General features: G+C 61.1%; 10 protein-coding genes. 8 read left to right on the top strand and 2 right to left on the bottom strand.

What is annotated here, in order from left to right:
- Positions 1–134 precede the first annotated feature (134 nt).
- The gene (locus P8S53_RS13210; protein ID WP_277804437.1) at positions 135–2621 is read left to right on the top strand and encodes an FAD-dependent oxidoreductase; all 2487 of its coding nucleotides are present in this window, start codon (positions 135–137) and stop codon (positions 2619–2621) included.
- 70 nt (positions 2622–2691) lie between these two features.
- Positions 2692–3171 carry an NUDIX hydrolase gene (locus P8S53_RS13205; protein ID WP_277804436.1) on the top strand — a complete coding sequence of 160 codons (480 nt, stop codon included), beginning with the start codon at positions 2692–2694 and terminating at the stop codon, positions 3169–3171.
- Between the two features lie 304 nt (positions 3172–3475).
- Here P8S53_RS13205 and P8S53_RS13200 read toward each other — a convergent pair whose 3' ends face one another.
- Together P8S53_RS13200 and P8S53_RS13195 are read right to left on the bottom strand one after the other, a co-directional pair.
- A complete protein-coding gene (locus tag P8S53_RS13200) occupies positions 3476–5107 on the bottom strand; it encodes an alpha-D-glucose phosphate-specific phosphoglucomutase (RefSeq protein ID WP_277804435.1) in 1632 nt (543 codons plus the stop codon).
- A gap of 296 nt (positions 5108–5403) precedes the next feature.
- Positions 5404–6273, bottom strand: a complete 870-nt coding sequence (locus P8S53_RS13195) for a branched-chain amino acid aminotransferase (RefSeq protein WP_277804434.1) — start codon at positions 6271–6273, stop codon at positions 5404–5406.
- Positions 6274–6445: 172 nt separating this feature from the next.
- Between P8S53_RS13195 and P8S53_RS13190 the strand changes: the two genes are divergently transcribed.
- The 6 genes from P8S53_RS13190 (at position 6446) to P8S53_RS13165 (ending at position 13630) form a co-directional block, all read left to right on the top strand.
- Complete coding sequence (locus tag P8S53_RS13190; protein WP_277804433.1) at positions 6446–6955, top strand: MarR family winged helix-turn-helix transcriptional regulator; 510 nt, start codon at positions 6446–6448, stop codon at positions 6953–6955.
- Positions 6952–7671, top strand: coding sequence for a response regulator (locus P8S53_RS13185; RefSeq protein WP_277804432.1), 720 nt, complete (start codon positions 6952–6954; stop codon positions 7669–7671). The genes P8S53_RS13190 and P8S53_RS13185 overlap by 4 nt, the downstream gene beginning before the upstream one ends.
- A gap of 120 nt (positions 7672–7791) precedes the next feature.
- On the top strand, positions 7792–9582 hold the full coding sequence (locus P8S53_RS13180; protein WP_277804431.1) for an ABC transporter ATP-binding protein: 1791 nt from the start codon (positions 7792–7794) through the stop codon (positions 9580–9582).
- A 94-nt stretch (positions 9583–9676) separates the two neighbouring features.
- Complete coding sequence (locus tag P8S53_RS13175) at positions 9677–10636, top strand: acetyl-CoA carboxylase carboxyltransferase subunit alpha (RefSeq protein WP_277804430.1); 960 nt, start codon at positions 9677–9679, stop codon at positions 10634–10636.
- Positions 10637–11070: 434 nt separating this feature from the next.
- Positions 11071–12432 (top strand): DUF1800 family protein, encoded by a 1362-nt coding sequence (locus P8S53_RS13170; RefSeq protein WP_277804429.1) that lies wholly within the window; start codon positions 11071–11073, stop codon positions 12430–12432.
- 16 nt (positions 12433–12448) lie between these two features.
- A complete protein-coding gene (locus P8S53_RS13165) occupies positions 12449–13630 on the top strand; it encodes a DUF1501 domain-containing protein (protein ID WP_277804428.1) in 1182 nt (393 codons plus the stop codon).
- Positions 13631–13734: the final 104 nt, after the last annotated feature.

The following is a 13734-nucleotide window of genomic DNA, read 5'->3' as shown; positions in this document are numbered from 1 at the left end:
TGCAGGCAGGCGCGCAAGGTGCCGCAGCATTCGCACAAGGCGTCGTTTTTACACCTTGTCATGTCGTCAAGGCTTGCCCAAGGGCGCGCAGGATTTGCAATCTAGGCGCAGATAACCTTTGCCGGAGAGTGCCAATGAAAACTCATGTCAAATCGCTTGTGGTGGGCGGCGGTGCGGTGGGCGCGTCAATCGCGTATCATCTGGCCAAGGCAGGTTGGGACACGATGCTGCTGGAACGCGATGAATTGACATCAGGGTCCACATGGCATGCGGCGGGGCTGCTGCCCTTGTTCAACATGGGCTATGCGACCAGCCATATCCACGACTACAGCGTAAAATTCTATAAACAGCTGGAGGCAGAGACCGGCCTGAATGCAGGATTCTACGTCGTGGGTAACCTGCGCATGGCACAGACACAGGCGCGCATGGATGAATATATGGTCTATGCCAGCACGGCGGAATCCGTGGGCATTCCGTATGAATGGATGACCCCTGCGCAGATCAGGGAACGCTGGCCGCTGGTGCGCACCGAAGACCTGCAAGGTGCGATCTTTCACCCGACGGACGGCTATATCAACCCCGCCGATGTGACACAGGCCATGGCCAAGGGCGCGCGCCAGTTCGGGGCGGAAATTGTCCGCCGTGTGCAGGTGGATGGCTACCGCTGGACGGGATCGGAATGGGTGGTGTCATGCACCCGCATGATCGAAAAGGGCGGCAATCTTGTCCCGTCTGATGAGCAGTTTGAAATTACCGCCGAACATGTCGTCACCGCGACCGGCAACCATGCACAGCGCACCGCGCGCCTGCTGGGCATTAAAATTCCCGCGATTCCGGTGGAGCACCAGTATATCGTTACCGAACCCGACCCGATGCTGGTGGAATACCGCAAAAACCACCCCGAACACCCCGTTCTGCGCGACGCCGATGCAAAATGGTATGTCCGCGAAGAACGCGGCGGCTGGATTCTTGGCCCTTATGAACGCGGTGCGCCCGCGTGTTTCGAATATGACGTGCCGCAATCTTTCCGCGCGGATCTGTTCCCGCTGGATCTGGACCGGATTGAAGAAGAATACATGTCCATGATCCACCGGATTCCAAGTTCGGAAACCGTGGGGCTGAAGGACGACTATAACGGCCCCATCTGCTACACCCCCGATGGCAACCCGCTGGTCGGCCCCGCGCCTGGCCTGCGCAATATGTGGCTGGCCGAAGGGTTCAGCTTTGGCATTACCGCCGCAGGTGGCACCGGCCATTACCTTGCCCAGATGATGGTGCAGGGCGAGGCTGAAATTGACATGGCCGCCCTTGACCCCAAGCGCTACGGGTCATGGGTGACCACCGAATATGCCGCGCGCAAGAATGAAGAATGCTATGAGCATGTTTTCGTCCTGCACCACCCCGATGAAGAACGCGAAGCCTGCCGCCCGCTGCGCACGGCACCCTGCTACGGGCGCGTAAAGGCGCAAGGCGCGCAATTTGGCTGCGTGAATGGTTGGGAGCGCCCGAATTACTACGCGCCGCAAGGGTTTGACGACCACGCCGCCCGCAGCTTCCGTCGTGGCGGCTGGTGGCAATATGCGGTCGATGAAGCGCGCGCCATCCGCGAAGGGGTGGGCATGATCGACGCCACCGCGTTTACCAAACACCTTGTGCGCGGCCCCGGTGCGACCGCGTTTCTGGACTGGTTTACCTGCAACAAATTGCCAAAGGTGGGCCGCATCAACCTGACTTATGCGCTGACGGGCAATGGCACGGTGCGCACGGAATATACCATCGTGCGGCTGACTGAACATGAATATTACCTGATTTCAACTGGCGCGCTGACCGCCTATGACGGGGATTTCCTGCGTAAGGCGGCGGACGACAAGCTGGCCGAATTTGGTTGGATCGACATTCACGATGTCACGACGCAATGGGGCGTCTTTGCCGTGGCTGGCCCGAAATCGCGCGACCTGCTGGGCAAACTGGTGAAGGATGCCGACCCGGCAACTGTGCTGTCCAACAAGCGATTCCCGTGGTTGTCGATGCGCAATATCGAATTGGGCATGTGCCCGGTGCGCGCGGTGCGCGTGGCCTATACTGGCGAATTGGGCTGGGAATTGCACCACCCCGTCGAGATGCAGAATTACCTGTTCGACCAGATCATGGCGGCGGGCGAGGACGTGGGCGTGACGCTGGTGGGCGCGCGGGCGCAAAACTGGCTGCGGCAGGAGAAAAGCTATCGCGCCTTCGGCAACGAGTTGGGCCGCGATGCCACACCGTTGGAGGCTGATCTGCCGCGCTTTGTTGATATGACCAAGGAGTTCCATGGCAAATCCGCAATGGCGCAAACCGGCATTCGCGCCAAATGCTGCACCCTGCTGATTGACGGGCCGACAGACGCCGACCCATGGGGCCGCGAGGCACTGTATGAAGGCGACACCAAGGTGGGCCGCCTGACATCGGGGGGGTATTCGGTGGCGTTCGGAAAATCCATCGGCATGGGATATGTGCGCCCCGATCTGGCGGTCGAGGGGCAAAAGCTGAAACTACGCATGTTTGACCAGCTTTGGGATGCGGTGGTCACCTGCGACAGCCCCTATGACCCTGACAACGCGTCAATTCGCAAGGATGGCTAGGCGGCGTTGAAGCCGCGCGCCTTGCAATCGGGGTGCGCAAACCCCGTGGACCGGCTTGCAGCGTGGGCGCGTGGCGGTTATCATTTCCGCCATGTCGCACCATATGCCCGCCCCCGTCACGCGCCCGATTCCTGCCGTTCTGGCCGTCGTGATCCGTGATGATCAGGTGTTGTTGATCCAGCGCGCCAACCCGCCGGATGCGGGGCTGTGGGGGTTTCCCGGTGGCAAGCTGGAATTCGGGGAAACGCTTCTGGCCGCAGCCGAGCGGGAGTTATTTGAAGAAACGGGTGTCAGGGCTGTCGCCCGACGGGTGTTCACCGCGCTGGACGCCTATGACCGCACCGAGGGCGGGGAAATCCGGCAGCATTTTGCCCTGATCGCGGTGCAGTGTGACTGGCGCGAGGGGGAACCCGTTGCCGCAGATGACGCGCTGGATGCGACTTGGATACCGATCAAGGACATGGATTTCGCCCTTCCGCTTAGCCTTGATGTGGCCGCTGTTGCACGGCAGGCCGCCTTGGCGGGCCGGAACGTCGCAGGATCGGGTTGAAACATCCGGTGGGGTGAGGCTGGCCTGAAGCGGTCATTGGGAATGCCCAAGGCGCGGAGCAAAGGGCGCAGCCCGCCGCGCCATCGGTGGGCCGTCCCGCGGCCTGCCGATTTGGCTGGCAGCACACCAAGCCTTTGATGTCGGAGTATGCCGCCTGCATAAATTGCATTCTTATACTGTCGGATCGGCAGACCCCGGCCCACCGCTGGCGCGGGCTTAGTCCATGCCCCCTTCAAGTCCGAGCAGCCCGCGACGGGGCGCATCAGCCATAGTGTTGCCAACGCGGCCCAACCGCGCGCACCATTCAGGTAATCACATCCGGCGCATCGCGACCGGTCAGCCGCCGGATGCCGGCAATCTGGTCGGCGGCGGCAATTACATCCGCCAGCGCGTCCTGCGCATCTTGCGCCAGCGCATCGGGCGCGGTTTCCAGCCGTTCCAGATAGACACGCAGCGTGGCCCCTGCTGTGCCGGTGCCGGACAGGCGCAACACAATCCGCGCGCCATTGGTCAGGAATATGCGGATACCCTGTTGCGTGGACGTGCTGCCATCAACAGGGTCATCATAGGAAAATTCATCAGCGTGATCGACGCGCAAGCCTGCGAAATCCTGCCCCGCCAGCGTTGGCAGTGCGGCGCGCAACTGGTCAATCAGCGCATTCGCGGCATGTGCGTCTACTTCTTCATAGTCATGGCGGGAATAATAATTGCGCCCGTAGCGTGCCCAGTGATCGGCCATCAGGGTGGCGACAGATTTGCCGGTCTGTGCCAGAATGTTCAGCCATAGCAGCACGGCCCAAAGCCCGTCTTTTTCGCGCACATGGCTTGATCCGGTGCCCGCCGATTCCTCGCCACACAGGGTGACCTGGCCTGCATCCAGCAGGTTGCCAAAAAATTTCCAGCCTGTGGGGGTTTCAAAACACGCAATGCCCTTGGCACCGGCCACGCGGTCCACTGCGCCGGATGTGGGCATGGACCGCGCAACACCTGCCAGCCCGCCCGCATAGCCCGGTGCCAGATGGGCCAGATCGGCCAGCACAGCAAGCGAGTCGGACGGGCTGACATAGCAGCCCCGCCCGACAATCATGTTGCGGTCCCCGTCCCCGTCCGATGCCGCGCCGAAATCGGGGGCGTCCCCGCCATACATGGCCGTCATCAGGTCTTTGGCCCAGATCGGGTTCGGGTCGGGATGGCCGCCGCCAAAATCCGGCGACGGCGTGCCATTCACCACACTGCCCGCGTCTGCGCCCAGCCGGTTTTCAAGAATTTCATGGGCATAGGGGCCGGTGACCGCATGCATCGCATCAAAGCGGATGCGAAACCCGCCGCTGAACAGATTGCGAATGGCGTCAAAGTCGAACAGGGTTTCCATCAGGTCGGCATAATCGCTGATCGGGTCGATAACCTCGACTCGCATGCCTGCCAGATCATAGGTCCCCTGAACGTCGATGGGCACGCCGCCCGCGTCAAGGATGCTGTATTGCGTGATGGTCCGGGTGCAGTTGAATATCTTTTCGGTGACAGATTCGGTCGCGGGGCCGCCATTGGGACCATTGTATTTCAGGCCAAAATCCGCATCAGGGCCGCCGGGGTTGTGGCTGGCCGACAGGATCAGCCCGCCATCTGCCTTGCGTTTGCGGATAAGGTGCGACGCGGCAGGCGTGGACAACAGCCCGCCCTGACCCACGATGCAGGCGCGCGCGCCATTCGCGGCCGCCATGCGCACGATCACGTCAATCGCGCGGTCATTGAAATACCGCCCGTCACCGCCCACAACCAGCGTCTGGCCCGCGACACCGCCGATCCCGTCAAAGATGGCCTGCACATAGTTTTCCAGATAGGGGCTGGCCATGAACACAGATGTTTTCTTGCGCAAACCCGATGTGCCGGGTTTCTGGCCGTCGATGGGCGTGGTCGAAATGGTCTTTATCGTCATGCTGCGCGGTCCCTTATGTCATTCTTTGGCCGTTGTTCTTGAAATGTGGTCTGGCCCTGAACTGGTAGGCTTCGGGATCATCCAAGGTCAAGGGCAGTGCGTTGGTGTGGTCGTTTCCTGATGTTGAACTGGGCTAATTCGGTGTCATTTGCATGTAGGCGGGCCAAAAACATGGCATGAAGCCGGTATTTGCAGGGCGTTATGTGCGGTGCGCGTGTTAATCTCATGTGCCAAAAAAAACACGCGGCGGGGTATGGCCCTGCCGCGTGATTATGCCATGATTGGGGGGGGCGAAATCAGGCGCGCACCAGTGCCTCATAGGTTTCGGCCACTTTGCGCGTCATTTGGCCCACCTGAAAGTTATGCGGCCCGATCTGGCCCACAGGCGTTACCTCGGCGGCGGTGCCGGTCAGCCAGCATTCGGAAAAATCCGCCAGTTCTTCGGGCATGATATGGCGTTCATGCACGGTGATGCCCATGTCGCGCAGCATGGCAATAACGGTCTGGCGGGTGATCCCGTTCAGGATGGCATCGGGGATTGGGGTGTGCACTTCGCCATCTTTCACGAAGAACACGTTTGCCCCCGTGGCTTCGGCCACATACCCGCGATAGTCATAAAACAGCGCATCCGAGCAGCCTTTTTCCTCGGCTGCGTGTTTTGACATGGTGCAGATCATGTATAGCCCTGCTGCCTTGGCCGCAGTCGGGATGGTCTCGGGCGAGGGGCGGCGCCATTTGGCAATGTCCAGCTTCGCGCCCTGCATCTTGGCGTCACCGTAATAGGCCCCCCATTCCCACGCCGCAATCGCCACGCGCACAGGGTTGCGCCGCGCCGCGACACCCATATCTTCGCCCACACCGCGCCATGCAAGGGCGCGCACATAGGCGTCTGTCAGGTTGTTGGCGCGCAGGACTTCGGCCTTGGCTTCTTCCAGCTGGTCCACGCTGTAGGGGATTTTCATATCCAGCAGACGGCCTGATTCCAGCAGGCGTTCGGAATGCTCGCGGCTTTTGAAAATCTTGCCGCTATAGCAGCGCTCGCCTTCAAACACGGAGGAGGCATAGTGCATCGCATGGGTCAGAACATGCACATTGGCATCCCGCCACGGCACCATAGTGCCATCCATCCAGATCAAGCCGTCTTTGTCGTCATACGCCCCGGCCATACATGCCTCCTCATTTGGCAGATTTTCAAAAGTTACGCAACTTAGGACCACATCGGACATAATGTTGCGCGAAAACTGACGAATCGCTAGCAATTCGACCTTGGAATGTCAACAAGGCTGACATAAAATGGCTTAAAGATTGATCAGATTTATAATCGGGGGCGCGCAGCACATGGGACAAGGTGGATCAGGAACGCTTGGTGGCGAAAATCTGCTGTTCCTGACAGATGAGCAGTTGCGCAAAGGCATCGAGGCGATGTTTTTCGCCTATCGTGGTTTCACCGCAGACCCCGACCGCATACTGGCCGATCATGCCTATGGCCGCGCGCACCATCGCGCGCTGCATTTCATCAACCGCACCCATGGCACCACGGTTAACAACCTGCTGACGGTGCTGGGGGTTACCAAACAATCGCTGAACCGCGTCTTGCGCACCCTTATCGCCGACGGGCTGGTTGAAAGCCGCGTGGGGCGCACCGACCGGCGCGAACGCAATCTATACCTGACAGAAGCGGGCCGGGAGTTGGAGCGCATGCTGTCGGAAGCGCAACGCAACCGGATGCGCGCAGCATATCGTGCGGCTGGCCCGCAGGCCGTGGCGGGGTTCCGACAGGTGCTGGAAGCCATGATGGATGACGAGATTTTCCGCCAGTATATTGCCCTGAAGGAGCGTCGCACATGACCACAGACCAGGCCGCACATCTGTTGATCGTGGATGATGACGCCCGCATCCGGACACTTTTGCAGAAATATCTTATCCGGAACGGGTTCATGGTCACGGCCGCGCGCGATGCAGCACATGCGCGCAGAATACTGGCCGGGCTTAGCTTCGATCTGGTGGTGCTGGATGTGATGATGCCGGGCGAAGATGGCATCAGCCTGACGCGCCATATCTGCAACGACACCGCCATTCCGGTGTTACTTCTGACCGCCAAGGGCGAGGCAGAGGACAGGATTTGTGGTTTTGAAGCGGGCGCCGATGATTACCTGCCCAAACCGTTTGAACCGCGCGAATTGTTGTTGCGCATTAACGCCATTCTGCGCCGCCGCCCGCAGCCTGCCGCAACCGAAGTGTTGCCGCAGGTGCTGATCATGGGACCGTTGCGCTATGATCTGGAACGCGGCGAGTTGAAGCGCGGTGACACTGTCATCCGGCTTACCCAGACCGAAGCCACCATCATGCGGTTCTTCTGCGAACGCCCCGGCGAGGTTATTCGCCGCGAAGCGCTTGTTGACCGTCTGGGGCGGGACAGGGCGGGTCACGGTGCGGTTGTCGGACAGGACCGTGCGGTTGATGTCCAGATCACCCGCCTGCGCCGCAAGATCGAACATGACCCCAAAACCCCGCGCCATCTTCAAACTGTGCGCGGTGCAGGCTATATGCTGGTCGCGGATTGATCCGCGAAATCTTCAGCACTACCTGACAAGGGGCGCAGCGGGCCAGCGCAAATCCGGGGTTTCTAAGCGTGGCGAAAGCAGATATTGCTGGCGCCCGAAACAGCCGGAAGTCGACATATCGTGGCCAAGCAACAAAAAACCAGTAAACGTCAATTCCAACGCCGCAATGACTATGAAATTGCAGCCTGGCTGTGGCGCACATTCGTGCACCCCAGATTGTGGTTCATTGGACTGGCGGTTTTATTCATGGTTGTCGAAGCGCTGATGCTGGGGGCATTCAGCTATCTTATCCGACCGATGTTCGATGATGTGATGATCGCAGGGGACCGCAGCAGCCTGTATCTGGTGGCAATGGGAATGGCCGCTGTGTTTTTCGGGCGCGGCATGTCGCGCTTTATCCATAAGGTCATCATGATCAAGCAGTCAGAATGGGCGGTGGCCGAAGTGCAGACCATCCTTATGTCCCATTTGCTGCGGCTGGATATGAGCTTTTACAAGCGCAATCCCCCGGGTATTCTGATTGAACGGGTCCGCGGCGATTCAGGCCCTGTTGGTAACCTGTTCAAGGGAATGATCACAGGGGTCGGGCGCGATGGGGCCGCGGTGATTGTGCTGTTTGGTGTTGCGCTGTGGACCGATTGGCTCTGGACGCTGGTCGCATTGGGCGCAATTCCCGTTCTGGTGCTGCCGCTGCTGTGGCTTCAGCGCCTTATCCGGCGTCGCAGCTCGGAATCGCGCAAGGCAGCCGCCGAAACCTCGAATCGCCTGAATGAAGCGTTTCACGGGGTTTCAACCGTTCAATTATCCGGCACGGAAGACCGCGAACTGTCACGGTTCAGCATCGTGATGCGCGATTACCGGCGCAAGGCATCGCGCGCTGCAATCGGGCATGCGGCGGTGCCCACCCTTATGGATTTCGGCGCGGCCATCGGGTTTGCGCTGGTGCTGATCTATGGCGGGATGCAGATCATCGAAGGCACGCGCACGGTCGGGCAGTTTATGTCCTTCTTCACGGCGCTGGGCTTGTTGTTCGACCCGATGCGCCGTTTTTCAGCCCTAAGTGCTGCGTGGCAATCCATGCTTGCGTCGCTGGAACGGACTTATGAGTTGTTGCAGGTCCGGCCCAAAGTGACCAACCCGCCTGCGCCGCGCACACCCTTGCCCCCGCGCGAACAGGCGTCCGTCACCTTACAGAATGTGGAGTTTGCGTATGATGACGAACCCGTATTGCGCGGGCTGTCATTCACTGCCGAGGCAGGCAAGACTACCGCGATTGTCGGGCCGTCAGGGGCAGGGAAATCCACCGTTTTCGTTATGCTGGCCCGCCTTGCAGATGTCGCGTCTGGGCAGGTCCTGCTGGGTGGTCAGGACATTCGGAAAATGGATCTGGTTGAATTGCGGGCGTATTTTGCCGTGGTCAGTCAGGATACGGCCCTGTTCAACGACACGATCCGCGACAATGTGACCATGGGCGCCGAAGGCGTCAGCGAAGAAGCGCTTGGTAAAGCGCTGAATGCGGCCCATGTGGACGACTTCTTGCCGCTGTTGCCCAATGGGGCGGAATCGCTGGCAGGGCCGCGCGGTTCGTCCTTGTCGGGCGGGCAACGTCAGCGGGTTGCGATTGCCCGCGCATTGCTGCGCGACGCGCCGGTCTTGCTGCTGGACGAAGCCACCAGCGCACTGGACGCGAAATCCGAAGCCTTCATTCAGGACGCCCTGACAAAGCTGGCGGCCGGGCGGACAACGATTGTTATTGCGCACCGTCTGTCCACGATTCGCAATGCAGACAAGATTGTGGTCATGGACAGCGGGCGCGTGATCGAACAGGGCAGTCATGAAGAATTACTGGCCCTTGGCGAGGCCTACGCGCGGCTATATGCACTTCAGTTCGGGGAACAGGAAGAGGACTGACAGGCCGTTCGCGGGCATGCGGAATCCCGAGCTTCCAGATTGCAAATCGTGTCCTGCTGACGCATAACCCCCCAAACTGCGAGTGGAATGGTTGATGAATTATCTGGAATTCGAAAAACCGCTGGCCGAGATTGAAGGCAAAGCAACGGAATTGCGGTCCATGGCTGCGGCCAACCCCGAAACCGATGTCGCCAAGGAAGCTGCGGCGCTGGACCAGAAGGCACGAAAGCTGCTGGTTGATCTGTATAAAAACCTGTCGCCATGGCGCAAATGTCAGGTTGCGCGCCATCCTGACAGGCCCCATTGCAAGGAATATGTCGACACGCTGTTTGACGAATTCACGTCGCTGGCAGGGGATCGCGGATTTGCCGAAGATGAAGCCGTCATTGGGGGGCTGGCACGCCTGAAGGGGCGTGCGGTCGTGGTGATCGGACAGGAAAAGGGCCATGACACCCAAAGCAGGCTGCGTCGAAATTTCGGCATGGCCCGCCCCGAAGGGTATCGCAAGGCCATGCGCCTGATGGATATTGCCGACCGCTTTGGCCTGCCCGTTGTCACCTTGGTGGACACGCCCGGTGCCTATCCGGGCAAAGGGGCCGAAGAACGCGGTCAGGCCGAAGCGATTGCGCGCTGCACGCAAAAATGCCTGAATCTTGGGGTGCCGCTGGTGTCCGTGATCATTGGTGAAGGCGGGTCTGGCGGGGCCGTGGCGTTTGCAACTGCAAACCGCATCGCCATGCTGGAGCATTCCGTCTATTCGGTGATCAGCCCCGAGGGCTGCGCATCCATCTTGTGGAAAGATGCCGAGAAAATGCGCGAGGCCGCCGAGGCGTTGCGCCTGACCGCGCAGGATCTGAAAAAGCTGGACGTGATTGATCGCATCATCCCCGAACCTTTGGGGGGCGCACAGCGCGACCGTGATGCCATGATCAAGGGCGTTGGTTCAGCCCTGAATGCCATGCTGGACGAGCTTGCAAGCAAGGATGCCGCCACCCTGAAGCAAGAACGCCGCCAGAAGTTCCTGAATATGGGCGCGAAGGGGTTGTCGGCCTAGGCGATGATCATAGCAGACTGAACGGGCAAGGCCGGTCGGTTTTTGGCTTTTTGCTGCCCTTCACACTTGGACAAAGCCCGCGCCAGCGGTGGGCCGGGGTCTGCCGGTCCGGCGTTGGTGAAGTTCACTTTATGCAGGCGGCATACTCCTGTCTTCAAAGGATTGAATCACCATCAGCGAAATCGGCAGGCCCCGGGATGGCCCACCGATGGCGCGGCGGCCTGCGGCCTTGTTCCGCGCCTTGTGCATCACCAATGACAGCAAAAGGCCAGCACATTCCCCAAACGGACCATTTCCCCACGACCTGATCGCGCAACTGGACGGCGTGCCGGATGACGATTGGAAACATTATTGCGCCATGCTGGTGAACGTGATTTGTCGTGCTTGCGAATGCATGAAATACTGCGCCTTGCAACTTGGCAGATGGGGCGGAAATGGTGTCGGTTCCGACAATGGCGGCAATCCGGTTCGGGGCAGGGTTGTCACCGAACATCCCCGCGCCCGTTGACGCCGACGCGTTGTATGCCAGCCTGAGTGCGGAAGCGCGACCCAGCTTCCCGCCCCAACCATGGGCCGCACGCCTGAACCTGCTGCAAAAGCGCGCCACCCTGCTGCGCGCCAGCCGCGAGGCAACCGCCGCGCCCGCAGACCGCGCTGCGTTCGAGGGTGCGCATCAGGCCCTGCGCGATGCCAGTTTTTCCGATCTGCGCCATGCCATTGCCGAACTCGCCTATGCGGGAACCGGGTTTCATGAACGCCTTACGCGGTTCTGGGCCAATCATTTCGCCACGAAGGGTATGGGCGGGACGTTGCTGCGCACGCGCAGCGCCTATATCCATGACGCCATCAGGCCCCATGTCACGGGCCGTTTTTCCGAAATGTTGCGCGCGGCGGTGCTGCATCCGGTCATGCTGGTCTATCTGGACCAGTTCCGCTCGGTCGGGCCAAACAGCGCAGTGGGCAGGCGGCAGGGGCGCGGGGTGAATGAAAACCTTGCCCGCGAACTTCTGGAACTGCACACGCTGGGCACGTCATCGACCTACACACAGGCAGATGTCAGCAAGTTTGCTCTGTTGCTGACGGGGGTGACCATAAACCCGCAAAACGAATTCCTGTTCGACAGCCGCATCGCAGAGCCGGGCATTATCGAGGTTCTGGGCCAGCGCTACGGGGCACGCCTGACGCGGCTGGACCATATCACGCAAGCCCTTGACGATCTGGCCCGCCACCCCGACACGGCCACCCATATTGCGCGCAAACTGGCGCGGCATTTCGTGGCCGATACCCCCGACCCCCGGCTTGTTGCACATGTCGCGGCTGCGTTTTCCCAAAGCGGGGGGGATCTGATGGTGACCTGTCGCGCGCTTCTGGAACACCCTGCTGCATGGGAAAACCCGATGGCCAAAACCCGCGCGCCGGTGGAACTGATGGCGGCGGCGATACGCGCGCTGAATATCCCGCGCGACGGGTTTCTGGCACTGCCATCACGGCGCACACGGCTGGAACTGGCGGAACCGTTGCAGCAGATGGGCGAGGAATTTGAATCCGTGCCAAGCCCCGCAGGGCATGATGATGGCGCGGCCTACTGGGTCACCCCTCAGGCGCTTGCGGCGCGCATTGGCTGGGTCACAGCGCTGGTGCAGCGCTGGCCGGACGGGCCGGACCCGCGTGCATTCGTGGATGTGGCGCTTGGCGATGCGGCGTCAGATGCACTGCGCCGCGCGGCGCGGGGGGCCGAAACGCGCGCACAGGGGATCGGGCTTATTCTGGCCTCGCCCGGGTTCAACCGCAGATGACGCAAAGGGGCACATCATGGCCGACCGGATGAATCGCCGCCAGCTTCTGACCCGTGCGCTGGCACTGGGGTGCACGGCGGCGGCCAGCCCGATGCTGACGCCTGTGTCCTTTGCCGCCATCCCCGGCGAGCGCCGTCTGGTTGTCATTGTGCTGCGCGGGGCCATGGACGGGCTGGATGTGTTCCGACCCTTGGGCGATCCGCATCTGGCCGCATTGCGCCCCCATCTGGCGCGGGAAAACACGCCCCTGCCGCTGGATAATTTCTTTGCGCTGCATCCGGCCCTGTCGGGATTGATGCCATTGTGGCACGCGGGCGAGATGGGGTTTGTGCCCGCAACGTCAACCTTGTATCGCGACCAGCGCAGCCATTTCGACGGGCAGGACCATCTGGAAGCGGGCACGGCTGGTGTTCTTCCGTCCGCCTTGCGGCGCGATGGCTGGCTGAACCGGCTGGTTGCGCAACTGCCCGGTGCGCAGGCGCGCACCGCCTTCGCGGTGGGGCGCGAACGCATGCTGATCCTCGAAGGGCAGGCCGCGATCACCCAATGGTCGCCGGGCACCGATCTGGACCTAAGCCCGCAGAACCGCCTGTTGCTGTCCTATCTGTTCGACAATGACCCGCTATTTGCACAGGCGGGCCAGATCGCGCTGGAAATGACGACCCCCGGCGCTGATGATGATGAAGACGATATGCCCGCAGGGGGCGATGCCGCAGGGCTTGGCCGCTATATCGCGCAGCAATTGCTGGCAGAATCGCGCATTGCCAGTTTTTCACTGACCGGCTGGGACACCCATCGCGACCAGCACCGCGCGCTGTTGCCCGCATTGGGGCGGTTGCAGGATGCCATTCTGGCCCTGCGTGACGGGCTGGGCGATGCATGGGGCGAAACCACGGTGATGGCCATGACGGAATTCGGGCGCACGGCGCGCGAAAACGGCGCGCGCGGCACGGACCATGGCACAGGCGGGGCGCTGTTGCTGGCAGGCGGTGCGTTGCGCGGGCAGCGTGCAATCGGCGGCTGGCCGGGGCTGGGGGATCAAGACCTGTATGCCGGGCGCGACCTGATGCCGCTAAGCGATATTCGCGCCTATCCGGCATGGGCGATGCATGAACTGTTCGGCCTGCCGGTATCGGCCATTGAACGGCATGTCTTTGCAGGGCTGGATATGGGCGACAACCCGCGCCTGTTTCTTTGATGTGTTCAGTTCACTTGAGCGGTCTGGCTGGTCAGGACTGGCCTCAAGGGGACGTTCGGTGTGTAGATATAGCCGCGCCATAGGTCGGGCCGCAGGACGGCCCG

The sequence above is a fragment of the Roseinatronobacter sp. S2 genome, assembly GCF_029581395.1.
In the GTDB taxonomy this organism is placed as follows: domain Bacteria; phylum Pseudomonadota; class Alphaproteobacteria; order Rhodobacterales; family Rhodobacteraceae; genus Roseinatronobacter.
This window is presented reverse-complemented; position numbering and strand designations above follow the sequence as displayed.

What these genes read in the sequence shown, in the direction of transcription:
- P8S53_RS13190 (WP_277804433.1), top strand. Translation starts at nt 6,446, where the DNA reads ATGGGACAAGGTGGATCAGGAACGCTTGGTGGCGAAAATCTGCTGTTC.
- P8S53_RS13175 (WP_277804430.1), top strand. Translation starts at nt 9,677, where the DNA reads ATGAATTATCTGGAATTCGAAAAACCGCTGGCCGAGATTGAAGGCAAA.
- P8S53_RS13165 (WP_277804428.1), top strand. Translation starts at nt 12,449, where the DNA reads ATGGCCGACCGGATGAATCGCCGCCAGCTTCTGACCCGTGCGCTGGCA.
- P8S53_RS13195 (WP_277804434.1), bottom strand. Translation starts at nt 6,273, where the DNA reads ATGGCCGGGGCGTATGACGACAAAGACGGCTTGATCTGGATGGATGGC.
- P8S53_RS13170 (WP_277804429.1), top strand. Translation starts at nt 11,071, where the DNA reads ATGGTGTCGGTTCCGACAATGGCGGCAATCCGGTTCGGGGCAGGGTTG.
- P8S53_RS13185 (WP_277804432.1), top strand. Translation starts at nt 6,952, where the DNA reads ATGACCACAGACCAGGCCGCACATCTGTTGATCGTGGATGATGACGCC.
- P8S53_RS13200 (WP_277804435.1), bottom strand. Translation starts at nt 5,107, where the DNA reads ATGACGATAAAGACCATTTCGACCACGCCCATCGACGGCCAGAAACCC.
- P8S53_RS13210 (WP_277804437.1), top strand. Translation starts at nt 135, where the DNA reads ATGAAAACTCATGTCAAATCGCTTGTGGTGGGCGGCGGTGCGGTGGGC.